Below are 22,998 nucleotides of genomic sequence, written 5' to 3' on the forward strand. Positions count from 1 at the left end.
AATCAGTTCTAATGTCGATTACTTCAGAGGTTATACTCATCGGAGTTGTTTTCTGGATTTGAGGGCCCTGTTTATATCTCGTCCAGTCATACCACTCATATGGCAGAGGGATTGCATCGAAAGCTTGTCGAAGAGTTCTCCGATATTGCGACGATTATCGATTCAGACGGGACGATTACGTATGTGAGTCCCTCGGTCACCCGGATGCTCGGATATGAGCCAGAGGAACTAGTCGGTGAGGTCGGCTACGAATATCAGCATCCGGACGACCGTGACGCTGTTGCCGACGCCATTGAGAGAATCCAGACAAATCCCGACGACACCCAGATAATCGAGACACGGTTTCGTCGTGCCGATGGCTCGTGGTGTTGGATCGAGGCGACACTACAAAACCGACTCGACGATCCTGATATCAATGGAATCCTCGTGAATAGCCGTGACATCTCCAAGCGAAAACGGAAGGAACACCAACATCAGGCGCTTGCCAAAGAGTACAAAACACTCCTTGAGAACGTCGATGACAGTATTTTCTTCATAAACGTCGAGTCAGCGGATGCGAAGTACGTGTTCCGCTTTGAACGTTTGAACCGTGCCTACGAGGAACAAACCGAGATTTCGACCGATGAAGTCCGGGGAAAGACTCCAACCGACGTGTTCGGTGAAGACCTCGGGACAGACCTCCAAGCAAACTATCATCGGTGTGCCCGAACTCAGGAACCGATCTCGTATGAGGAGGAGGTTCCAGTCGAGACGGGCGCACGGTTTTGGCAAACGGTTCTCACACCAGTTCTTACCAACGGCGAAGTGACCCAGATTATCGGTATCACACGGAACATCACAGAGCGGGTCAAACAGGAGCGACAGCTCCAGAGCCAAAAGGAGCAACTTGACGAGTTCGCAAGCGTAGTGTCACACGATCTGCGGAATCCACTCAGTGTCGCACAGGGTCGGTCAGAACTCCTCGCAAACGACTGCGACAGCGACCATCTCCCTCCCATCAGCAGATCACTTGACCGGATGGAAGAAATCATCGCTGATACGCTCACACTTGCCAGACAGGGCCAAGTTGTCTCAGATCAAGAGCCGATAGATTTAGTCAATTTAGTCGGAAAGTGCTGGAAGAACGTACGATCAGATGAGGCTACCATCGAGATTGAAGACAAAGTCATGATCACTGGTGATCCGGGTCGACTCCAACACATATTCGAGAACCTCTTTCGGAACGCAATTGAACACGGCGGGACGGACGTGACTGTCCGAGTCGGCCAAATCGATACACACGGAATTTACGTCGAAGACACTGGTTCAGGGATTCCGGAAGACGCCCGTGAGGCAGTGTTTGATGCTGGGCATACCTCGGCAAGTGGCGGAACCGGGTTTGGGTTGACAATCGTCAAACGGATCGCAGAGGCCCACGGCTGGAAGGTTAAGATCGTCGAGGGGATTGATGGTGGAGCCCGATTTGAGTTCACTGATATCGATATCGATCAGTGACAAATACGCAGCCACACTGAGAAGGTGGTTCATCCCAACAGTGCTGAAATCAATTCTCTGGATTCTGTCTTTTCGGTCCGTATCGTCGTATTGTGCTTGCGGGCCCAAGCCAATCAGAGGTGGCAGCTCTCAGTTGGAATAGAATACCTGGTCGTGATTATCTCAGCATGCTCGACCGAGCAGACCGACGGTCAGTACAGTGAGTGCGAGTTGCGTCAGGTTGTGTTGTTCGGGTCGAGCGCGTAGTAGACGACAGTCATTGAGACGCCCATCGCGATCGGGCCGAAACTTCCATTCCCCGGCAGCAAGCTTCTGACAGCGAATACGGCCACCGCGGAGATGAGGCCGACGAGCAGAGCGTACGAGAGCCGCGAGAGACCCCGTACTCGGTTGTCAAGTCTACGGTACAGATGTTGGAGGGCATCCATACGCTCGAATACCGTCAGCGGAGGGATACCTCTTTTTGTTAAACACGCATACCCACGGAACAACTGGTTCATCCCACAGTGCTGAAATCAGCTCTGTGAGAACTGTCTAGTGACTCCGTCTCTGTGGATTCGATTTGCCCCGTCGACCCCGTATTCACGGTGCCAGCTCTCTCCAGGAAAACTGGTCGTTGTGCTGGAGGTGCGCTCGGACGTGAAGCACGCGACGACGGTCCATACACGCTCCAACCGGGAGCCACAGAGCCACAAGAGCCCGTCGGCATGACTGTCTTTTTGTCGACGGGCTAATAATGAGTGCATAGATGCCGGGTGAGATACTCGTCGTCGACGACGACGAAACGATCAGGCGGCTCGTCTCCCACCGGCTCGAAGCGGCGGGCTACGACGTGCGGACCTGCGAGGACGGCCGCGAAGCGGCCGACCTGTTGGGGACCGACTACCGGCCTGACCTCGTCGTGATGGACGTGATGATGCCCCGCCTCGACGGAACGCGGTTGGCCCGGATGGTCCGCAAGGGAGAACTCGCGGTCCCGACGGACCTGCCGATCGTGATGCTCACTTCCCGTGGCCGGGAGGAACACGTCCTCGAAGGATTCGACGCGGGCGTCGACGACTACGTGACGAAACCGTTCCGGAGCGCGGAGCTCGTCGCCAGAGTCCGGAGGCAGATGGATGGTTGAGCCGGTCGTGCTCCAGACGGGCGACGTGGTCGCGTTCGGCTACACGGTCCCGTTGACTGTCGTCGTGGTCATGCTGGCACTCGTGATCGCGCTTGCGCTGGCGGTTTCGATGTTTCTGACGGTTGGGCTCTCGGTGTACCACTCGGTACAGGACACCCAGCGCGAGCGGGTCAAACCGGACTTGCGCGAGGAACTACTGAGCCGGCTGTTCAGTCAGGACCCGGACTGGGAAGCACTCGTCGCGGACTGTTCACGCACCGAACGGCGCGTCCTCGAATCCCTGCTCGACGAACACCTCCGGGAACTCGACGGCAGCGATGCCGACCGGCTCAGAGAGTTGGGCGACGCCCTCGGGATTCCCGACCGGGCTCGACGCCGGCTCGGGAGCGGGAACGAGTACCGACGGCTCCACGCGCTGACGTGGCTGACACTGCTCCGGCGGCCGGAGCCGTACGTCGAGTCCTCGTTCGAGCCCGAGACCCCGCGTGAGCGGGCCGCGGCGGTTACACTTTTGCAGGCGTGTGACCGGCTCCCCGACGCGGAGACGGGGGTATCACTCCTGCTCGACGGCGCGAACGAGCAGTTCAGCGTATTCGGTCAGGACACCCTCTACCGTGTCGCACGTAGCGACCCGGAGCCGCTGTTGGCCCGCGCGAGCAGCCACTATCGCGACTGGCCCGAGCCGCTGCTCGCACAGGTACTGGCGGTCTGTTCGCAGTTGGAGACCAGCGTCGGCGACCGGAGCTTAGAGTGGGTGACCGCCGCCCTGGAGACCGAAAACGAGGCGATCCGGGCGGCGGCCGCTGACACACTGGGTAGTTTCGGCTGGCGGGCATCGCTCCGCGACCAGCTATTCCTCGAACGGGCGACCGACGATCCCTCGCCCCGCGTTCGCGCGGCGGTGTACGAGATGCTCGCCTCGTGGGGCGACCGGGAAGCGATCACCGTCCTCCTGTTCGCGCTCGTCGAGGAGACCGACCCCCGGGCGCTGACACTCGGGACGACGGCGCTGGTCGGCCGCCGGGACCACGTCGACCACGACACGGCGGCGGTGTTGGGGCCCGCCTGGGACTGGAGCTTCGAACACTCGGAGTACGACCGCATCGCCGGTCGCGTGACCGCCGGGACGGTGCGTGGGTAGGATGCACTCGCCGGAACACGTCGTGGGGACGGCGCTGCTGGTGTTTGGCGTGTTCGTCGTCGGCTACTACGCCGCCATCAACGCCGGCTATCTACTGTTGCACGTCCTGGCGCTGCTGGAGCTTCGCGACGACGTCCGCGAGTCCGAGTGGGACCCCCTTCCGGGAGTTCACGTCGCCGTTTTACCCTGGGATCGGGATCGTCCTCCCGGCGTACAACGAGGAGGCGACGATCGTCGAGAGCGTCCAGTCGATGCTGTCGCTGAACTACCCGGAGATCGAGGTCGTCGTCGTCAACGACGGCTCGACCGACGCGACCGTCGAGCGCCTGGTCGAGCACTTCGATCTGGAACCAGTCGACGCCGACATCCCCTTCGAGGTCCCTGCCGAGGAGATCCACGGCGTCTACCGCTCGCGGATCTACGAGGAGTTGCTCGTCGTCGACAAGGACAATGGCGGGAAAAGCGACGCGCTCAACGCCGGTCTCTGGCTCACCGAGATGCCGCTGTTCTGTGCGGTCGACTCGGATACGGTCATCGACCGGGAGGCGCTGCTGTCGCTGGTCAGGCCCTTCCTGGAGGCGCCGACGACGGCGGTCGCCTCGGGCGGCGTGATCCGCGTCGCGAACAACTGCCGGATCGAGGACGGGGTCGTCAAGGACGTGTCGTTGCCCAAAACCGGGCTCGCCGGACTGCAGGTGATGGAGTACCTCCGGGCCTTCTACTCGGGCCGACTGGGGCTCAACCGGCTCAACGGCCTCATCCTTATTTCGGGCGCGTTCGGGCTGTTTCAGACCGAGACGGTCCGTGAGATCGGCGGCTACCGCCACGACACGATCACCGAGGACTTCGACATCGTCGTCCGGCTCCACCGCCATCTCAAGGAGACCGACCGGGAGTACACCGTCGACTTCGTCCCGGAACCAGTCGCGTGGACGGAGGTCCCCTCGACACGCCGGGTCCTGGGCCGACAGCGCCGACGGTGGTACCGGGGGATGGTCGAGACTGTCGTCACCCATCGGCGGATGGTCGGCAACCCACGATACGGGCGCGTCGGCTGGTTCGTCATGCCCTTCTTCGTGATGGCGGAGACGGTCGGCCCGCTGATCGAGGGGATCGGCTACGTCCTGTTGCCCCTCGCCTGGTACTTCGGCTTCCTGAACGTCGAGTTCTTCCTCGCCTTCTTCCTGTTGACGACCGGATTCGGGATCTTCCTCTCGTGGTTCGGCGTCTTCAGTGAGGTCTGGAGTTTCAACCGCTACGATAGCCCGTGGCAGGTGCTCCGGCTGCTCTGGTACGGCGTCCTGGAGAACTTCGGCTACCGGCAGTGGAAGACCATCGTCGCGTGGCAGGGACTGTTCGAGTACCTCAGGGGCGTGGACACTTGGGGGGCCATGGAGCGGACCGGCTTCTCGACCCGGGACGATTAGTGACTCGGCCGTGAAGACGGGTTATGTCCGAACAGGAGGTACGGAACTACTTCCGGGATCTCTACGAGCTCGGGGCGGACTCGTCGGCGACGCTAGACGAGAAGATCGAACGGGCGATCGCCGTCGGTCGAGACCGGCTCGACGTCGACTACGGGGTACTCTCGTTCACCGGGGACGGCGAGTACGAGGTCGTCGGCTCGACGATCGAGAGCGGCGATTACTCCGCCGGATCGGTCCACGACCTGGACACCACCTGGTGCCGGCACGTCGTCGACGACGAGGAACTACTGATGATCGCCGACGCGGGGTCGTCGGCCTACGCGGACGACATCGCGCGCGAAGTGACCGGCCTCCAGTGTTACATCGGGGCGCCGATCACCGTCGACGGCGAGATCTACGGGACGTTGTGTTTCTCGGGGGAACAACCCCGTGATCGGTCCTTCGACGGGGACGAGCAGCGGTTCGTCGAACTGCTGACCCGCTGGATCGGCCACGAGATCGAACGGGAACGTCACTACCGGGCTCTGGACGCACAGAACGAGCGGTTAGACGAGTTTGCGGGTGTTTTGGCACACGACCTGCGGAACCCGTTGACCAGTGCGTACGGGTACACGGAACTGGCGTCCGAGACGGTCTCGGAACCGGAATCGGAGTATCTCGAGACGGCCCTCGATTCGCTCGATCGAATGGATGAGATGATCACCGAGACGCTGTCGCTCGCCCGGGAGGGCATCGACGTCGGCGAGCGGGAGTCGGTCCGGCTCTCGGAGGTCGCTCGCAGTGCCTGGAACACGATCGACCCCGACACCGCGACCCTGGAGATCGTCGACGACAGATCGATCCGGGCGGACGCCTCTCGTCTCCGCCACCTCTTCGAGAACCTGTTCAGGAACGTCGACGAACACTGCGGCCCGGGGACCCGGGTGACCGTCGAGGAACCGACGACGGCTTCGCCGTCGAGGACACGGGTCCGGGGTTGCCCGCCGACGTTGCGGACTCGTTGTTCGGCGGCGAGTACGGCGACGGCCGCCGTGGGCTCGGCCTGCTCATCATCGAACGCGTCGTCTCCGGGCACGGCTGGACGGGCCAGGCCCGTGTGACGGACGCCGGCACCCGCTTTGTCTTCTCGGGCGTGGGCACCGTGACGGAGACTCCGGCGACGGCTTCCCGGCCGGAGTGACCGGCCGCTCCGGGGGTCGACCGACGTGAGACGAGTCCACGTGGCTGGGATATCCCTATTGTTACGCAGCGATGAGTCCGTTCCTGACCGCCGACATCGAGCCGCTGGTCGAGTCCTGTGAGTTCGGCGAGGACCGCGTCTACCTTCTGCTGGCCATCGCCCGGGAAAAAACGAGGGACCGGCGTCGACACCCACGCATCCGGAGGGTGGTCGAGGACGAGGGCTCGAACGGGCGATCGCAGAACTCGGCCACGCCGCCCGTCGGTCCGACGAGCGGTTCCGCCTGTATCTCAGACCTCTGAACCATACCGGGCTGACCGTCGACGCGCTCCGAGCGTGCTATCTTCTGGTTGTCCGCCCGGTCCTCAACGAGTCCGAGCGGCGACTACGGCGGAGCGGACGACCCCCACTGTCATCAAGCGGATGACCGACTGTCCGGTGTGGACGCTCTCCTGGCTGGGTCTGACTGACCCGGCGGCGGTCGGTACTGTCGGCGGTTATAATTGTGAGTCGGTCAGTCCCTCGCGACAACCGGGGCCGAGATGTGTCGGTTGATACAGGCAGTCAGGTCGCTGCGGGCAATCGGCTTAGTGAGATAGTCATCAAGACCGTCCGGTACTGACTCTTCGGCGTCAACTGCCGAGACCATTACGAACGGGACCTCGATAGCGTGCTCTTGTATCCGGGTGTAAAGTTCGTCCCCAGACATCTCGGGCATTCGCCGGTCGCTCAAAACGAGGTCAATCTCGTCGGTAATCAGTCCGAGTGCGATAGCACCGTTCGCTGCTGTCTGCACATTGTATGTCTGCTGAAGATAGAGTTCGTATATTTCCCGCACATCTGGGTCGTCCTCAACAAGAAGAACAGTAGGGAGCGGTGATTGTCTGTCACGATCGGGCGAAACTGAGGTCACGGAAAGAAGTAACTGGTGTATCGTAATCGGAGTGCTTCCTTACTAGTGTGGTAGCAGTCACGAGCTTGGTGGTTTGTAACAACCTACTGTCCGCCAGCCTACTGCACAGCCAGTTCGGCGTCTCCAGCGTCAAAATCGAACTGATGTACTAACTCCCTGTACTGACCGAGGACTGAGGTTTACCTCGCTGTCGATACTACTGAAGGATTGGAGCGATTCGGTCGTGTCAAGATCGTCTCCGCCTCCCAGAGAGGGCAAAATAGCGCGATAAAGATGACCGGGTCAAGCAGAATAGGATCATTTCTTCACCCCGAGAACTATTCGAAATCTGCGAGACTGCGAGCGCATAGGTGGCAAAGCGCTTCGGATTTTCTCTGGCAGCGGGGGATCTGAATACGGAAAGAGAGTACCGGAATTGTAACGGTGACTCCTCACCCTCAACGAGGCTCTCCCGGATGGATACAACCATCGCGTTAAATTTGGCGTGAATTATGATAGACGAAGGCTTCGAGCCACTCTTGAGCTGTCTCTAGCTCGACATGGCTGAAACTATTCGTAAATGAGGAAGTTTGTTGTTCTGTTTTTCAGAATATACGTTTGATAGCAGTCCAATTTCCATGTGTGAGCGTCTGAAATCGGAGTCATCTCCAGCCAGAACTGGACCGGGATAATCAGCACCGTCGACAAGAAATAGCACGTCGTCAAGCTGATCTCGATGGTGGAGTTCGGCTAGAACTCACCGTGTCTCTGTTTCGTCACCGTCGGAAAGAGGCTGACACTGGATTTTGTTCGTTTTGGGATCAACAGCGCCGTACAGCCAAAATTTCTGCCTATGGAGGCCGATCATCTTTTCGTCGACCGCGAACTGATCCGCAGTCACCGTTGAGATCGGTCTAGTGAACCTACTCGTGGATCGAGACACGACTGCGTTGGGATGCCCAACCTATCGAAAAACTGATTTACATACTTAAGTGATGTATATTATATATGATACCGAATGCCCACTCGAATCGCCCACTCAGGAGTCCGTCGACGCTCCACAAACGACAATTCGAGCCACACGATAGTCCACTGGGATGGTCATAGACACTCTGATCCCGTCCACCTCATCCTTCAACTTAACGCGACCCCACCCTCAGGGCCAACATCTATTACCCATCAGTATATTGGTCTAAATACAGAATGTAGTAGTATATAGGATATATAAAAATGACGGAACAACCGCTTGTAAGCTAAGATGACTGTACTGAGTGCAATCGCGAACACGGCTGTTTTCGGAGGTATAGAGGCGATAAAAGTCGATCCTGAGATACTGAACCTTTTTATTGCAGGTGCACTGGGGATGCTGCTCGGACTCGAACGAGAGTGGGCCAACAAGTCGGCGGGCATCCGCACGTTTACCCTGACCAGCCTGGTCGGGGCTGCCGCAATGTCGCTCAACGAGACGATCCTCCTCGCTGCTGGAGGAGCACTGGTTCTCGTACAAGGGGGGTTGCTCGGGATTCGGGGTATAGTCGCACAGTGGACCGGCGACGATGGTGACTCTGGCTTATCCCTGACAACGTCGACATCACTCCTCGTCGCGTACGCGGTCGGGATTCTAGTCGGAGCCAATCACGTCCTGATCGGCGTCATCATCGGCATAACGTCGTCGTTCCTACTAGTCCTTCGGAGGGAGCTACACGGGTTTGCGAACCAGTTATCGCGAGAGGAAGTACGTAGTGCCGGTGAGTTTGCGATCATCTCGTTTGTCGTGTATCCGCTCCTGCCTGGCGGAACGTACGGACCGTGGGATGCGATTGATCCGAAACTGGTCTGGATGCTGGTGATCGCAGTCAGTGGGATCGGGTTTGTCAACTATATCGTGATGCAACGATACGGCAGTAAGGGGATCGCTGTCACTGGCTTTTTCGGCGGTTTGGTGAACTCCACCGCCGTAATCGGTGAAATCGCGGGCCGTGCGAAGAACAACGTGGGAATCACAGAGCTAGCAGTGGGAACGATACTAATAGCTGATGCAGCGATGGCCGTCCGGAACTTAGCGATCATCGTCGCATTCGTCCCCGAATCGGCTGTCAGCGTTGGACTGCCGCTCGGTCTGATCGCCATCAGTGGCGTCGGACTCGCATATTACGATAGCGACTGGGAGGGTGATCTCGAACTGGACTTCGACTCGCCGTTTAGCAGCGCGAATGCGCTGAAGTTCGGCGTGCTCTTTCTTGCCGTCTTGATTCTCACCGCTGGCGCACAGCGCATCTTCGGAACAGCCGGCTTCCTGCTTACGAGCTTCCTCAGCGGCATCGTTTCGAGCGGCACGACAACAACGACTGCAGTGACGCTGACGTCAACTGGTCAGATAGCGCCGACAGTAGCGGCACAGGGTGTGCTGGCCGGAACCCTCTCCAGTATCCTCGTGAAAATCGGGTTTGCAACGAGTATCAACCGTTCACTGGTAGCGCCGGTAGTGCGAAAGTCACTCTACCTATCGCTGATCGGAATCGGTGGTGTGGTTGTCAGTCTCCAATTGACATGACAGGCAGAGCTATCGGAGTAACACGGGGCCGCCGCGACCCCTACGGCAGAGGAAGGCCTGCGATTTCGCCAGAAACGGTTTCTGCTGACGTGTCACCATTCGAGATGAGGGACTCTGGACGACGTACACCAGTGCTATTAGCAATCTCGACGGAACAGTTCATCGAGGGGAGTAATTAGTTCTCCGGCCTCACTTTTCACGCCTAACTAAAACGACCCGCTCAAATATAATAAAAGTTTAATAATCATGCGACACTGGAAGATAAATGCATGACAAGAGATAGCTATCGTCGAAGCTTTATCAAAGGAGTGGGCGCCGCAACCATCGTCGGGTTGGCAGGTTGTAGCGGGGATAGCAGTGACGGATCAAGTGGTGACGAATCGAGTGGTGACGGATCAAGTAGCACCGACACCGGGACCTCAACCGGTGGAACGACGGGCGGAACAACGATAATCCAGTTCTGGCCCGCGTGGGGAAGCTACTACGAGGAGACGTTCAACGAGATGATCAACCGGTTTGAATCGAACCACGATATCACTGTCGAGATGTCGGCACAGGGATCCTACGGTGAGGCGCAGAAAGCCGTGTTCTCCGCTGCCAAGGCCGGCAACGCCCCGGACATCGCGCACCTCGGCAAGAACAGTACGGTCATCGCCCGTGACACAGGCTATTTCAAACCCATCGGAGACGTCATGCCCGACCTCGACACGAGCCAGTACATCGGGCCGGCAATCGGCTGGAGTCAACTGGAAGGCAAACTCTGGTCGCTCCCGTTCAACAACTCCCAGATCCTCCTGTACTACAACAAGAACCACTTCAGAGAGGCCGGCCTCGATCCGGAGTCACCGCCACAGACCTTCCAACAGGTCAAGGAGTACTCACAGCAGATTGTTGATCAAGGCGTTGCTGAGAAGGGGATCAGCTGGCCAAACATTGCCTGGTGGACGATGAGTTGGCTCTCGGAACAGCAACAACTGTTCTGTAACAAAGAGAACGGTGTGGAGGGTGCGCCGACTAAGACATTCCTGGCCAGTGACGCCGCGGAGACGATGTTCGACTGGTGGATCAACGACATGGCGGACCTCTATCACTATCCCGGCAAAAACGACTGGGGGGCGTCCGAAACGGCGTTCAGGGAAGGAACAGCGTCGATGCATATGAACTCATCCGGTGGGCTAGCGTACCTCCTCGGAGGGTTCCGTGACCAGGGGATTGATGTCGGCGTTGGCCGACTGCCGACACCGAACATGGAGCACGGCGGTCACAGCACCGGTGGCGCTGCTGTCTGGGTGACGGACAAAGACCGGAGCAATGCCAAACGCGATGCAATCCGAAAGTTCCTCCGGAGTATGACAGGACCGGAACAGCAGGCGCTGTATTTCAAAAACACCGGCTACTTCCCGTCGCACAAGGAGTCAATCACCCAACTCGAAGACGAGGGATTCTTTGCCGATAATCCGCTCTACGACACCGCGTTCAATCAGCTTCAGCAGTGGGAAGCTGCGCCTGCGACCCAGGGAATCTTCATGGGCACGCTTCCCCGGACAACGGACCTGATCATCGATCAGACTGACCGGATGTGGCAAGGAAAAGATGTCAGCCAGGCGCTGGCTGACATGAAAAGTGAGGCTGATGAACTCCTCGGCTCGTACGAACGGGTCTCGTACTGAGTCCGTGTAGTTGGATAGAGTAATGCATTTTATAATGGTTGGCTTGGTTGAGGGCTAACATATGCAGGTGTACCGCAACCGGATTCAAGGTGTCCTGTTGTTGCTACCAACGCTCGTCGTGAGCCTCGCGTTCTTTTATTGGCCGGCCTGGAAGACGATTCAACTGAGTCGTGTCCGCACCATCGGGGGCGTACAGAAGATCCCGAACGGCTGGGACCACTTCACGACGCTCGCGACGAGCGGTTCGTTTCAGTATTCTGTATTGATGAGCTTCGTATTCGCGTTCATCGTCGTCGCCGGGTCGATGCTCATCGGACTGTACCTCTCCTATCTCATCTACCGCGTGTCGGCTGGGCAAACGATCTACCTTGTCGCTGCGATCTTTACGTACGCGCTCTCGTTCGCCGTGACTGCCAACATCATGGACGTCCTGTTCAATCCGACTGTCGGCCTGTTTAAAGAGGCGCTCACGGTCGCGACACAAGCCGTCGGAATCCAGTTTGCGTTCGACTTCACGACGAACCCGCTGTGGGCCTGGATATTCGCGACTGGGGCAACAATGTGGAAAATGATCGGATACAACGTGATCTTCATGATGGCGGCACTGAGTGGGATTCCCGAGTCGATCAACGAAACCGCCCGGATTGACGGGGTTGGGAGCTTCCAATTGGTCACCAAGGTGTACATTCCGATGATCTCCCCGACGCTTGCGTTTCTCGCTATCGTCAACACGGTGAACGCGTTCTTCCTGCCGTTCCCGGTGATTCAGGAGATTTCGGGCGGGCCGAGTAACACACTAAATATCCTGATATACGACATCTGGATGACGTACAACAACAGCGTCATCGGGCTTGCGTCGGCGAAATCACTCGTGCTGTTCGCGATTATCGGGCTGCTCACTGCCGGACAGCTGTACCTCTCAGACCGGTTTGCGCATTACGGGGGACCTGAGATGGCGAGCGAACAGGGCCAGACGACACAGCAGGCCGGTCAGCTGATAGACCTCAGCGTGGTCAAACAACGGCTCCGTCAACAGCCCGCCCTGCACCTGAGCCTGATCGGATCGCTGGTCGTCCTGGCGTTGCCGGTCATCATGACCGTGCTGATGAGCACGCAACCGAGTACAGAGATAAGTAGCAGCACGCTCGCCGGAATCGGGTCGGAGGGACTGAGCAACTACCAGCGGGTCCTTTTCGAAGCCAACTTCGCGACCTATCTGGTCAACTCCCTGATTATGGCGCTGGCGATTGCCGTCGGGAAAGTGGGCATCGCGCTGCTCGCGGCACTCGCGCTGGTGTACTACGACCTCCCGTTCAAGCGGCTTATTCTGCTGTTCATCCTATTCACCTTAGCGCTCCCTGTGCCGGTCCGTATCGTTCCGATGTACGAAATCATGGTCTCGCTCAACTGGGAGAATTCGATGCTGGGACTCGTCGTCCCGTATTTCGCGAGCGCAACATCGGTGCTTCTGCTCAGACAGCATTTCCGCTCGATATCGGATTCGATGGTCGAGAGTGCGAAGATCGACGGGGTCGGCCCGCTGAAATTCCTGGTTTACGTGTTGATACCGATGTCGAAAAGCATGATCGCGGGACTGTTCACCATCGCCTTCATTTGGGGGTGGAACCAGTACCTGTGGCCGCTGATAATCATCAACGACCAGTCAAAGCAGGTGCTCCAGGTCGGCCTCGCACAGCTCAACCCGACCGCCGGCGAAGCACTCTGGGGACTTATCATGGCTGGCGCAGTCATTACGTTGCTGATTCCGATGGTGCTCATGCTTGCCCTGCGGGAACCGCTGCTTGACACAGTCAGTATGCAGACCAAGTAATCACCGAGACACACGAACCTATGACCTCAAACACAGACGCGACCCCGATTACGCTCGATGGTATCGGTAAACAGTACGGCGATGTCACTGCTGTCACTGATCTCGATGTGGCGATCCAGCCCGGCGAGTTCCTGGTCATCGTCGGGCCCAGTGGGTGTGGCAAGAGCACCACCCTTCGGATGATTGCCGGGTTAGAGGACATCACTTCCGGTGAACTCCGGTTCGACGGAACCGTCATGAACGACCTAGAACCCAAGGACCGTAACGTCGCGATGGTGTTCCAGAACTACGCGCTCTACCCTCACATGAGCGTCGCGCGGAACATGAGCTTCGGCATGAACTCGGCCGGCGACTACACACAGGACGAGATCGACCAACGGGTCGAAGAGGCGGCCGAGACGCTCGGGATCTCGGCGTATCTGGACCGCAAACCCAACCAGCTCTCAGGTGGTGAGCGACAGCGCGTGGCGATCGGACGCGCCCTCGTGCGTGACCCCGACGTCCTGCTGTTGGACGAACCGCTGTCGAATCTGGACGCGAAGCTCCGTGTCGAGATGCGCTCCGAACTGGCCGCACTCCACGACAAAGTCCAGACCACGTCGGTGTATGTCACCCACGACCAGACCGAGGCAATGACCCTCGGTGACCGTGTGGCCGTTCTCGACGACGGCGAGCTCCAGCAGATCGACCCGCCACAGGAGCTCTACGACCGGCCAACCAACAGATTCGTCGGCGAGTTCATCGGGAGTCCACAGATGAACTTTCTGCCCGTCGACATCCGGACATCCAACACCCAGCGGCTGGCAACAGGTGAGACCGGCGAAGCGACGAGTTTCGAGGTCGCACTCGGTGGTGCCCCGCAGGTCGAGTCGGGCCGGTACACGCTTGGCGTCCGGCCGGAGGACCTGTACCCGGTCGATACGTTCGACCACAGCCCGAGGGAACCAATCACGCTTGAGGTGGATATGACCGAGCCACTGGGTGACGTGAAACTCGTGTACGGAATGCTCGCAGGCCAAGAGATCACTGTGCAGGTAGACCCACATTACGAGGTCGAAAAGGGGAGCGGATAGAGTTGGTCGCTGACCCGAACAAGCTACACCTGTTCGACCAGCAGACCGGTGACTGCGTCTATCACTCACACGATGTCGCCGAAGAGCAGCAGGTAGAACAGGGGTCACAGTCCTGAGCAGGCCGGGAAGCTACCGTGGAAACTATCACTGAAACAGAGTGATATCGCCGTTTTTTCTGCGCTGCTCAACTCGCCGATGATGGCCTTCGAGTGGTGTCTTTCTCAAAAGCCAATCAGTGGCATTCTGCGGCCGCTGGTGCATCGATATTCGTGAACGCACTCACGGGGCACGAAACTGGGTTCACAGACTGGAAGACGTGTACGGACCTCTGCTCCCAGCCTGAACTGTTTCGCTGAATCAAACTTTTAAAACGCGACATCAATCGCCCGACCCATTCCTTCGTTACCAGTGTCCGTGGTTGATATGTCTATACAGGGTGTTCGTCAAAATAATAGCCGTACGTCTGTTATTCAATGCGGGCATCCCGCTATCTTGTTTCGCTCAGTCGAACTCTAGAGCGTTGTCATGTCACAGAGTGACACAAGGGAAGTTCGGTGGGTAGTCAGGCCCAGTGAGTTTCGTTCTACCGTACTCTTATATTGGTTCGGGCACTGGCGTTACCTATGACCGAAACAGACGAACAGTACACCGTCGAAACGACCCAGCTATCGCTGCAAATTCTCGATATCGTGGCGGAGACGGGCGGGACTAGACTCCGGGAGATACAGTCAGAGCTGGACGTCGCCAAGAGTACGGCACACAAACATCTGGAGACGCTCCAGGCAAACGGCTTGTTGACCAAACGCGGAGAGACCTACCACGTCGGATTGAAATGTCTGAATCTCGGCGAAGAAGCCCGGAGTCGGTGGCCCGGGTCACTGTATATCGACGAAGCGATCGGAACCCTGACAGAGCGGACAGAGGAGGAGTGTGACTTCGTGGCGCCGGACCGAGGCCGGATCATCACTATCGCCGAATCCTACCACAAATGGGCCAAATACGACGATTCGGGGCGGGGTGGTGGGTCGAAGGATTACCGTGCGCGGACGGGGTCGTACTACCGGATGCACGCGACTGCGTCCGGGTTGGCCATCCTGGCGACGTATCCACGGGACCGGGTCGATGCGATTATCGACCGGTGGGGCCTCCCCGCTCGAACAGAGTACACGATTACCGGCCGCGAGCAGTTGTATGACGAACTTGCGACGATTCAGGATCGCGGGTACGCCATCGACAACCAAGGTTACACTGAGGGGATGCGAAGTGTCGGGAAGGCCGTACACGGCCCTGGCGACCAGGTGATCGGCGCACTCAGTGTCTCGGGCCCGACCTACCGTGTGGATGGGATGGTGCTCGAAGAGGAGATACCGAACGCGTTGGTTGATGTCGTTTCGGAACTCGAAGCCAAGCTCGCTCAACCCAGGTGAGCGGCGACGTTCGTCCTCACATTGACTGCACGCGTCTCCAAAGGGGTACGGCTGGTTTGATACAAATGAGAGTGACGCCACCGCTGGTCGAAGGGGAGATACCGCCGCCCTGGATCGTTCCAGGGCTGGCACAGCGGCTCTGTCAGTACGCGTCCTGGGCTATCTCGTAGAGATCATCGGCATCGGCCGCCCGAGGATTGTCGTGTATCTCGATCGTGTCGAGTGACTTCTCGGCGATGGTCCGGAGGTCCGATTCCTCGACACCCACCTCTGAAAGTGTCGAGGGCAGGTCGACTTCATCGATGAGCGCCTCGACAGCGTCGACAGCCGCATGGGCGGCCTCGGTGTCCGAGAGTCCGGATACGTCGACCCCCATCGCATCCGCGACCTCGGCGTACCGCGTGGGATACTCCGCAAGGTTGTACCGCATCACCGGCGGCGTGAACACAGCGATCGCCTCGCCGTGGGGGATGCCGGGATACATCCCACCTGTCACCTCTGCCAGCGAGTGAATCGCCCCGAAGCCGGCGAAGTTTTCGCAGAACCCCGCCATGTGGGAGCCAAACAGCATCTGCTCACGGGCTTCCATCTCACCGGTCTCGTAGGCTTCCGGGAGATACTCCGGCACGAGCCCCATCACGTGACGCGTGTATGGCTTGACCAGTTCCGGCGCCCCCGCTGCGACGTGGTTTTCCAGTGCGTGCGAGAACGCGTCAAAGCCCGTCGCAGCCGTCTGGCGTGGCGGCAGCGAGGCGGTCAACTCCGGGTCCACGAGCGAAATTTCCGCGCCCAGGTACGGGCCGTTCGGGTACAGCGGCGGCTGGCCGATCGCCATCTTAAACTCCCGCTCTTCGGACGTGATTACGGCCCAGTAGTCGACCTCACTGCCTGTGCCAGCCGTCGTTGGGATAGTCACCAGAGGATGGGTGTGGTTGTCGATGTTGCCGGCTGTGACCTCCTCGGGTGTACTGACCTCGTACTCCTCCAAGTCTCCCTCGTTAGTCGTCATCAGGGTCGCACATTTCGCCGTGTCGATGACGCTTCCCCCGCCGACGGCTACGACTACGTCGTGACCGCCAGTGGTCAGGACCTCGACGGCTGCTGACACCATCGACACTGTCGGGTTGGGTTCGACCTCGTCAAACACATCGTATTCGATTCCCGAAGCCTCCAGCGATGAAAGCACTCCGTCCAGGATGCCGGCCTCACGGATCCCCTGGTCGGTCACGACCAGCGCACTGTCCCACCCTTGAGAGTCGATCACATCCCCTGTCCGGTCACTTTTGCCGTTACCGAACTCGACCCAAATCGGGAACGAAAGGGTGTGCTCGTTCATCGGTATCGGCGCTCCCCTGTGGTTTCCAAGCGGTTGAGACACGCTGCACTGCGGACGCAGCAAGGGCTTTCTTGTCGCATTCATGCCAATTTCTGTCCCATCAAATATTAATGTACTGGAACAAGCAAGAGCATACAGTACCCAAGTGAGGAATTGAAACACGCTGTCTGGACACTAGCCGGTACTTTTTACTCCGACTCATTCGATCACACGATATGGGCAGCCAACCTCCCGACCGTAGCGATCTCTACCGTGATCACGTCTCAAAACACGATGAGGTGCGAGCCGGTGCTAAGTTCGGGGCGTGGATCGATGGCGAGACACACACGACCGACGATACCGTTGCAGTCTACGACCCGGTAATCGACGAACAGATGCTCACTGTGCCTGACTGCACGGCGACCGAGGTAGATGCGGCAGTGACTGCGGCCTGGGACGCGTTCGACAGGACGTGGGAGTCGACGGTCCCACGCGACCGGTCCTCGCTGCTGTTCGAGTGGGCCGACACGCTCGAAGATCATCTCGAAGAACTCACACTGCTTGAGTGTCTGGACTGTGGAAAACCAATCTCACAGGCCCAGGGTGAGATAGAGGGGGCCATCGATACGCTGGAGTATTACGCGTCAGTCTGTCGTGCACAGCGGGGCAGCGAGGCGCCCGCTGCCACCGACCTCCACCTCTACATGAAACACGAGCCCTACGGCGTCGTGGGTCAAATCGTGCCGTGGAACTACCCACTTTGGGCGGCAGCGTGGAAACTCGGACCAGCCCTGGCCGCTGGGAACGCCTGTGTGCTGAAACCCTCCAGTGAGACACCGTTATCAACGATCCGGGCCGCGCAGCTCTCGGCCGATATTTTCCCGGATGGGGTGCTTAATGTCATTACAGGTAGTGGGAGTACAGCGGGGCAGTCACTTGCAGAGCACGACGACGTACGGAAGGTTTCCTTCACTGGAAGTACCGACGTCGGCAGTGGTGTGATGCAGGCGGCGGCGGACCGTGTCGCGCCTGTTACGCTCGAACTCGGCGGCAAGTCACCGTTTATTGTGTTCCCTGATGCTGACCTCGACAAAGTTGTTGACGCAGTCGCTGACGGGATATTTTACAGCACTGGCGAGATCTGTGATGCGTTGTCCCGGGCACTGGTCCACGAGTCTATCGTCGACGAGTTCACCGAACGGTTCGTCGAGAAGGCAGAATCGTACGTCCTCGGGGACCCTCTGGATGAGGCAACCACGATGGGGCCACTCACCTCGGAGGACCAGTTTCGGACAGTCACCGACTACATTGAGACCGGCCGAGAAGAAGCAACACTGCTGTGTGGTGGTGGACGGCCGGACGATCCCGCGCTGGCTGACGGCTGGTACGTCGAACCTACTGTTTTCGGTGACGTATCAAACGACATGACTATTGCACAGGAGGAAATTTTCGGCCCAGTCCAGACAATCAACACGTTTGCTGACTACGATGAGGCGATCTCGCTCGCAAACGACACCAAGTACGGGCTTGCTGCTGGGATCGGTACCGAGCGTACCTCGCGCGTCCATCAGACGGCAGACGATCTTGATGCCGGGCTGGTGTATGTCAACGAGTACGGACCGATCCTGCCCGAAGCACCCTACGGCGGGTTCAAACAGTCCGGCTTCGGCAAGGACCTTGGACTAGAGGCACTAGACCACTACCGCCGGACAAAGAGTGTATACGTGAACCTTGACGATCCGTCGTTATAACTTGCCGAGACGACCGGTTACTGGCCATACTCACTTCTATATGTGAATTTATGTATATATCTTGGCAGATATTCTGATATCATTGACGATTTTATCGTCACATTTCGGAATATACGCGTATTGTTCCCCCGCGATCCGATAGTTCTGAATTCCTTGAGTCGCCACTCGATGCCCGCATCGAGCGGCTTCGTGTTGATCTCGACAACGCCCAGCTCGATCGGCTCTCGAAACATCGCCCCGAAAGCTGGCTGAGCAGAAGACATATCGCCACATTAGCGCCGGCTCAGTGTAACGATACGGTCTTTCCGCAGCTTTGGGTAAGAGCGGACCGTATTAACCAACAAACCTATGCCGATACGCCCACTGTTGGTTAACACGAGGCGACCGCCAATGTCCGACGAGCCCCCGACACCGCCGGCGGAACTCCCGACAGCTGTCGTCAACACACTCAACGGCTACTCGCCGGACCGGCTCCGGCACGTCGCACGCTACGCCGAGGAGCTGGCAGAGCACAAAGCTCGCGAAGCCCGTCTCGAGGAGGAGTCGGCGGGCGAAGAAATCGACGAGCGACCGGACGACCTTCCGGACGACGTCCCGTCGAAGGCGACGATCACGATCAAGGAGATCAACGACAACCGTTACTACTACTGGCAGTGGCGAGAAGGTGATACGGTGACATCCAAATATAAAGGGCCGGTCGACCCGGATGACTGAATTATCTCGGTAGCGCTGACGGCATCTTGTTGGGAGCTTCGGCAATTGTGGTGTGGCCCGGTCGGCGATTATTGGGCATCAACTTCGATACCTGCGGTCGCCTCAAGCGAGTTCACAACTGCTGTGCCATGAGTTCCATATCCGACCACCTCGGTGAGCGTCCCGTACTGGTCAGTGATTTGCGCGGGTGACTGGAACTCTACGGGGCAACTTAACGCGTCGCCACACGCCAGCCCGACGGGCGCACCTTTCGCAGCGAGTAGAGCATCCATCGGCTGCCGGTGAATCTACCAGTGGCAGCCACTTGTACCCAGGTGCAAGCTGAAGTCTCCGTCCACTCCGACGCTCGTGGTTTGTTACCATGATTGACGTCGTGGGCTTTCTTCCCGGCTTTGGATGATACCACCCCTCAGCTCGTGGGGACCCTTGTCGCTCTTGTGTAGAACTGTGGAAAGATGCCGTAGCGTCCCTCGTCGTGTATTTTACTACGGACGTGTTTCTGGCGATACCGGCCTCCTCACAGTACTTTGGAGAAGGGACTGCTCATCGACGGCCGTCGTGCTTCCGCAGCTTTGCACAAGAGCGAGATTTGCGCTGTCGTCTAATCTATCGCATCCGCCTGCCTCTCGTCGGTAGCCAGTCACTCAGTTCTGACTGCTCTGCTCTCTGGTCGCCGCCGGTGTGTCCCGGTTCTCCCAAATACTCTCTCCTCGGGGGACGGCGTCCATACCTCGTAATCTCGCGTAGACGCTTGGTTCTTCCGTGGCGTCCATTCGATACATATGCATCGGTGGATCCTCCTCGTAAGCGGAACGAATCGCAGTAGAAATAAATTCTTGATCTGGGGGAACAGACTCAGGGAGCTCCCCAATCGGCTCTCCGCTTTCGTCGACGAGTCGCCGAATAAACTCCCCGTTGTGTGCTTCCCAAAGCTTCGCACCCTCTCGACGGACACAGATTACGTGACAGTGTTCATCGCGGTCAGGTAGATCCGGAAACAGCTTGTAGTCCATCTCATCCCACTCGAACGGCGCGTGTGCCTCGCACATTACTGGATCCGTTGCGAGGCCGCCGTCCTCGAGGTCACGAAATGGGTCGACGAATCGGTCCCGGTCGTCGGCTGAGAGTCCCTCTAACAGATGCTTCTCCGGGGACCCTGGAGGCCCTTCATCGAGTGGCAACTTCACGATAGGCATATCTCGGACTCTGACGAGGACGCTACCCGTATCGAGTAACCGTGTCTCGTAGACTGGCGTGTCTAGTACATGTTCGCGGCCGCCGAAGTGGTCGAACGATTCTTCCCCGAATACGGTCACGAAGGGGAGTTTCTCGATCCCGTGATCGGGCGGATTGCCTTCCGGAACTTTCCGTCCGTCGGGCATGATAGCGAGGATCGCCATCCACGGATCGATAGCTTCGGTGAGGGCTTCGAACGCGTCGACGAGCGCTTCAATTTGCGCCTGGACGTCGTGGTCCTGTGTCGTGTGGTCCAGCCAGTCGCCCGGACCTCTGATCGTTATCGGGGCGATGTCATCTGCCGGGTCGCTCAGCCGAAAATCGACAGTGTAGTTGCGATTCGAATGGGTATACCCATCGTCCGCGTCGTACCACACCTTGACGTTGCCATCGGGCGAAGATGATCCCGACCTAGAACCAACTTCTGAGTCCCGATAGATACGCTCTTCGACCGCTTCGAGGCCCTTCGCCTGACCAGCATGTGTCGCGAAGCCATTTTGCAGGAAGGCCTCGAGTACGTCTTCGACGATTGTCTCTGGAACTGTATCGAAACAAACCATCCCCAGAAGCCAACTATCGCTCCCCATCAAGCGCACTTACCAGCTATACTGTAATCAGTATTGTGCGAACCAGTTAGCCGGCGTACTGACTGGCTCGGTGACTGCAGAATACTGCCGGTCTCGGCTCGTCCCCTCGGCTTCTAGAAAGTTGTACTAGACCATCTCCGAGGGTACGTCCGAATCGTTCAGCGAGTCGAGTTTCGCCAGAATCTCGTCGATATCGGGCCTGTCGAACGTCGAGGAGCCCTTGTGAACCCAGGCGATTTCCGGCTCCGTTCCGCGTCTGTCGACGACGACGATTTCCGGCATCCGGCCGAAGAAATCCGAGAAACGGCCGAGAATACCGAAGCGGACGGGCTGGTCGTAGGCTTCCCCCGCCTCGATGTCGGGGTCCGCGAGCAGCGGGAACGGGAGGTCATAGGACTCCTGCCAGGACTCGACGCGTTCGACCGGTTCCGGAACGATAGAGACGACTTCGGCGTCCCGTCCGTGGAAGTCGTCGATGCGCTCGGCGAGTTGCTGGACCTGCTTTCGGCAGTTCGTACAGTAGTGGTCCCGTTGGAAAAACAGGACGGCAAAGTCGACACTGTCCGGGAGGGCGGCGAGCGAGAACGGGTCCGGGCCGGCGGCGACGTTCGTGAGCGAGAAGTCCGGGACTGGCTCTGGCATACGAGTCCGTAACGGCTGGACGGGCTAAACAACATGGCTCTATTCGACGAACTTTCCGGCCGCTTTCGACCAGTCCCAAGGTAAGTGGCGGAGTTTCGGTGCCACACCGTCGGGAATCGCGTCGTACTCCCGAAGGAACGCACGGATGCCCGCCGTCCCCCCGAAATCGCCGCGGAACCAAAGGAACACGCGGGGGACGCGGACGACGTTCTCGACGGCGTCGTGTGCTACAGTCGAGGCCAGATAGCGCCGCGTCGCCAGGTCCAGTTGCTCGTCGATGCGCTCGGGGTCGTACGCCCGGATAACGGGGCAACTCTCGGCCCCGCAGTTCAGCGCGAAATGAATTCTGGGGTCGCAGTCGGGCAGCCGATGGCGGTGCTCGAAGGTCGTGACCAGCAGTTTCGGCAGGTAGCCGAGGCCGTACTGCGAGCGGCCGCCGCGGAGCAACCCGTTCTCGATGCGGTCGAGACTCAACGAGGTACCCGCCACCGTGATCGCAGGCGCCCAGAAAAACCGGACGAAGCGAAACGAACTGTCGTACAGTGCAGGCTGTTCGGCAAGGAGCAACTGCGTCCCGGCGTTGTAACAGTTGAGCCAGAACGCGAGCGCGGTTTGGCGGTCCGTCCGCAGCGGGCGGAGGTCGTCGTCGTCGAGCGCGGCGAGAGCAGCCCGCAATTCGTGTGTTGGGTCGCCGCGCTTGCAGGCGACCAGCAGGTCTTGGGCGAGGGTGGTCGGCGACGGGTCAAGGTCGTCCGCCCGAGCGGTCGCCGTAGGCTGGCCTGCCATACCGTGGTTCGGGGAGCATCTCGAAAAAGGGTTGCGCGGGCTGGCAGGGCGACTGCGCACCGGCGAAAGGCGGCGAGACACCACTGGCCACGACACACCACTCCATCGCTCCGATGCACAACCCCGGTACGCTTATTGAAATCCAATCCTCC

Annotated in this window: 19 protein-coding genes and 4 pseudogenes; 14 read left to right on the forward strand and 9 right to left on the reverse strand. The window is 58.8% G+C overall.

Going from position 1 to position 22,998, the window contains the following annotated elements:
- The first annotated feature begins 99 nt into the window (after positions 1-99).
- Positions 100-1,494 (forward strand): PAS domain-containing sensor histidine kinase, encoded by a 1,395-nt coding sequence (locus P0204_RS18225; RefSeq protein WP_276223657.1) that lies wholly within the window; start codon positions 100-102, stop codon positions 1,492-1,494.
- A gap of 215 nt (positions 1,495-1,709) precedes the next feature.
- Here P0204_RS18225 and P0204_RS18230 read toward each other — a convergent pair whose 3' ends face one another.
- Positions 1,710-1,922 carry a hypothetical protein gene (locus P0204_RS18230; RefSeq protein WP_276223659.1) on the reverse strand — a complete coding sequence of 71 codons (213 nt, stop codon included), beginning with the start codon at positions 1,920-1,922 and terminating at the stop codon, positions 1,710-1,712.
- A 320-nt stretch (positions 1,923-2,242) separates the two neighbouring features.
- On the opposite strand from P0204_RS18230, the gene P0204_RS18235 reads away from it, so the two are divergent.
- The 6 genes and pseudogenes from P0204_RS18235 (at position 2,243) to P0204_RS18260 (ending at position 6,670) form a co-directional block, all read left to right on the forward strand.
- Positions 2,243-2,620 (forward strand): response regulator transcription factor, encoded by a 378-nt coding sequence (locus tag P0204_RS18235; RefSeq protein ID WP_276223661.1) that lies wholly within the window; start codon positions 2,243-2,245, stop codon positions 2,618-2,620.
- Positions 2,613-3,761, forward strand: coding sequence for a HEAT repeat domain-containing protein (locus tag P0204_RS18240; RefSeq protein ID WP_276223663.1), 1,149 nt, complete (start codon positions 2,613-2,615; stop codon positions 3,759-3,761). Before P0204_RS18235 ends, P0204_RS18240 begins: the two co-directional genes overlap by 8 nt.
- Positions 3,762-3,805: 44 nt before the next feature.
- Positions 3,806-5,188 carry a glycosyltransferase family 2 protein gene (locus P0204_RS18245; protein WP_276223665.1) on the forward strand — a complete coding sequence of 461 codons (1,383 nt, stop codon included), beginning with the start codon at positions 3,806-3,808 and terminating at the stop codon, positions 5,186-5,188.
- 23 nt (positions 5,189-5,211) lie between these two features.
- Positions 5,212-5,853 (forward strand): annotated as a pseudogene (locus tag P0204_RS18250) (GAF domain-containing sensor histidine kinase); the annotation flags it as partial.
- Between the two features lie 335 nt (positions 5,854-6,188).
- Positions 6,189-6,368, forward strand: a complete 180-nt coding sequence (locus tag P0204_RS18255) for a hypothetical protein (protein ID WP_276224006.1) — start codon at positions 6,189-6,191, stop codon at positions 6,366-6,368.
- A gap of 71 nt (positions 6,369-6,439) precedes the next feature.
- Positions 6,440-6,670 (forward strand): hypothetical protein, encoded by a 231-nt coding sequence (locus P0204_RS18260; protein ID WP_276223667.1) that lies wholly within the window; start codon positions 6,440-6,442, stop codon positions 6,668-6,670.
- 212 nt (positions 6,671-6,882) lie between these two features.
- Here the strand turns inward: P0204_RS18260 and P0204_RS18265 are convergent, their stop codons facing one another.
- Both P0204_RS18265 and P0204_RS21180 read right to left on the reverse strand, forming a co-directional pair.
- Entirely contained in the window at positions 6,883-7,281 is a 399-nt protein-coding gene (locus tag P0204_RS18265; protein WP_276223669.1) for a response regulator transcription factor, read from the reverse strand.
- Positions 7,282-7,754: 473 nt separating this feature from the next.
- Positions 7,755-8,346, reverse strand: a pseudogene (locus tag P0204_RS21180) (IS6 family transposase).
- 172 nt (positions 8,347-8,518) lie between these two features.
- Between P0204_RS21180 and P0204_RS18270 the strand changes: the two are divergent.
- The 5 genes and pseudogenes from P0204_RS18270 to P0204_RS18290 all read left to right on the forward strand — a co-directional run bounded on the left by P0204_RS18270 (position 8,519) and on the right by P0204_RS18290 (position 15,815).
- On the forward strand, positions 8,519-9,814 hold the full coding sequence (locus P0204_RS18270; RefSeq protein ID WP_276223671.1) for an MgtC/SapB family protein: 1,296 nt from the start codon (positions 8,519-8,521) through the stop codon (positions 9,812-9,814).
- A 308-nt stretch (positions 9,815-10,122) separates the two neighbouring features.
- Positions 10,123-11,484 carry an ABC transporter substrate-binding protein gene (locus P0204_RS18275; protein WP_276223673.1) on the forward strand — a complete coding sequence of 454 codons (1,362 nt, stop codon included), beginning with the start codon at positions 10,123-10,125 and terminating at the stop codon, positions 11,482-11,484.
- Positions 11,485-11,545: 61 nt separating this feature from the next.
- Positions 11,546-13,315 (forward strand): ABC transporter permease, encoded by a 1,770-nt coding sequence (locus P0204_RS18280; protein WP_276223674.1) that lies wholly within the window; start codon positions 11,546-11,548, stop codon positions 13,313-13,315.
- A gap of 20 nt (positions 13,316-13,335) precedes the next feature.
- Positions 13,336-14,504: pseudogene (locus P0204_RS18285) on the forward strand (ABC transporter ATP-binding protein).
- A 507-nt stretch (positions 14,505-15,011) separates the two neighbouring features.
- Complete coding sequence (locus P0204_RS18290; RefSeq protein ID WP_276223676.1) at positions 15,012-15,815, forward strand: IclR family transcriptional regulator; 804 nt, start codon at positions 15,012-15,014, stop codon at positions 15,813-15,815.
- Between the two features lie 142 nt (positions 15,816-15,957).
- Here the strand turns inward: P0204_RS18290 and P0204_RS18295 are convergent, their stop codons facing one another.
- Positions 15,958-17,151, reverse strand: a complete 1,194-nt coding sequence (locus tag P0204_RS18295; protein ID WP_276223677.1) for an iron-containing alcohol dehydrogenase — start codon at positions 17,149-17,151, stop codon at positions 15,958-15,960.
- Between the two features lie 215 nt (positions 17,152-17,366).
- On the opposite strand from P0204_RS18295, the gene P0204_RS18300 reads away from it, so the two are divergent.
- Positions 17,367-18,881 (forward strand): aldehyde dehydrogenase family protein, encoded by a 1,515-nt coding sequence (locus P0204_RS18300; protein WP_276223678.1) that lies wholly within the window; start codon positions 17,367-17,369, stop codon positions 18,879-18,881.
- Between the two features lie 146 nt (positions 18,882-19,027).
- Here P0204_RS18300 and P0204_RS18305 read toward each other — a convergent pair.
- Positions 19,028-19,144: pseudogene (locus tag P0204_RS18305) on the reverse strand (IS1595 family transposase); the annotation flags it as partial.
- A gap of 127 nt (positions 19,145-19,271) precedes the next feature.
- Between P0204_RS18305 and P0204_RS18310 the strand changes: the two are divergent.
- Positions 19,272-19,595 carry a DUF6788 family protein gene (locus tag P0204_RS18310; RefSeq protein WP_276223679.1) on the forward strand — a complete coding sequence of 108 codons (324 nt, stop codon included), beginning with the start codon at positions 19,272-19,274 and terminating at the stop codon, positions 19,593-19,595.
- A gap of 68 nt (positions 19,596-19,663) precedes the next feature.
- Here the strand turns inward: P0204_RS18310 and P0204_RS21005 are convergent, their stop codons facing one another.
- The 4 genes from P0204_RS21005 to P0204_RS18325 all read right to left on the reverse strand — a co-directional run bounded on the left by P0204_RS21005 (position 19,664) and on the right by P0204_RS18325 (position 22,846).
- A complete protein-coding gene (locus tag P0204_RS21005) occupies positions 19,664-19,867 on the reverse strand; it encodes an ADP-ribosylglycohydrolase family protein (RefSeq protein WP_336406474.1) in 204 nt (67 codons plus the stop codon).
- 372 nt (positions 19,868-20,239) lie between these two features.
- Positions 20,240-21,418, reverse strand: a complete 1,179-nt coding sequence (locus P0204_RS18315; RefSeq protein WP_276223681.1) for a hypothetical protein — start codon at positions 21,416-21,418, stop codon at positions 20,240-20,242.
- 126 nt (positions 21,419-21,544) lie between these two features.
- Entirely contained in the window at positions 21,545-22,060 is a 516-nt protein-coding gene (locus P0204_RS18320) for a peroxiredoxin family protein (protein WP_276223683.1), read from the reverse strand.
- Between the two features lie 39 nt (positions 22,061-22,099).
- Positions 22,100-22,846, reverse strand: a complete 747-nt coding sequence (locus P0204_RS18325; protein ID WP_276223684.1) for a DUF547 domain-containing protein — start codon at positions 22,844-22,846, stop codon at positions 22,100-22,102.
- Positions 22,847-22,998: the final 152 nt, after the last annotated feature.

This window comes from Haloarcula halophila (genome assembly GCF_029278565.1).
Lineage (GTDB): Archaea > Halobacteriota > Halobacteria > Halobacteriales > Haloarculaceae > Haloarcula > Haloarcula halophila.

Bases quoted from the DNA above. Each gene is read 5' to 3' on its own strand.
- P0204_RS18240 (WP_276223663.1), top strand. From the start codon at position 2,613: ATGGTTGAGCCGGTCGTGCTCCAGACGGGCGACGTGGTCGCGTTCGGC.
- P0204_RS18310 (WP_276223679.1), top strand. From the start codon at position 19,272: ATGTCCGACGAGCCCCCGACACCGCCGGCGGAACTCCCGACAGCTGTC.
- P0204_RS18290 (WP_276223676.1), top strand. From the start codon at position 15,012: ATGACCGAAACAGACGAACAGTACACCGTCGAAACGACCCAGCTATCG.
- P0204_RS18295 (WP_276223677.1), bottom strand. From the start codon at position 17,151: ATGAACGAGCACACCCTTTCGTTCCCGATTTGGGTCGAGTTCGGTAAC.
- P0204_RS18280 (WP_276223674.1), top strand. From the start codon at position 11,546: ATGCAGGTGTACCGCAACCGGATTCAAGGTGTCCTGTTGTTGCTACCA.
- P0204_RS18235 (WP_276223661.1), top strand. From the start codon at position 2,243: ATGCCGGGTGAGATACTCGTCGTCGACGACGACGAAACGATCAGGCGG.
- P0204_RS18315 (WP_276223681.1), bottom strand. From the start codon at position 21,418: ATGGGGAGCGATAGTTGGCTTCTGGGGATGGTTTGTTTCGATACAGTT.
- P0204_RS18230 (WP_276223659.1), bottom strand. From the start codon at position 1,922: ATGGATGCCCTCCAACATCTGTACCGTAGACTTGACAACCGAGTACGG.
- P0204_RS18325 (WP_276223684.1), bottom strand. From the start codon at position 22,846: ATGGCAGGCCAGCCTACGGCGACCGCTCGGGCGGACGACCTTGACCCG.
- P0204_RS18225 (WP_276223657.1), top strand. From the start codon at position 100: ATGGCAGAGGGATTGCATCGAAAGCTTGTCGAAGAGTTCTCCGATATT.
- P0204_RS18260 (WP_276223667.1), top strand. From the start codon at position 6,440: ATGAGTCCGTTCCTGACCGCCGACATCGAGCCGCTGGTCGAGTCCTGT.
- P0204_RS18270 (WP_276223671.1), top strand. From the start codon at position 8,519: ATGACTGTACTGAGTGCAATCGCGAACACGGCTGTTTTCGGAGGTATA.
- P0204_RS18300 (WP_276223678.1), top strand. From the start codon at position 17,367: ATGGGCAGCCAACCTCCCGACCGTAGCGATCTCTACCGTGATCACGTC.
- P0204_RS21005 (WP_336406474.1), bottom strand. From the start codon at position 19,867: ATGGATGCTCTACTCGCTGCGAAAGGTGCGCCCGTCGGGCTGGCGTGT.
- P0204_RS18320 (WP_276223683.1), bottom strand. From the start codon at position 22,060: ATGCCAGAGCCAGTCCCGGACTTCTCGCTCACGAACGTCGCCGCCGGC.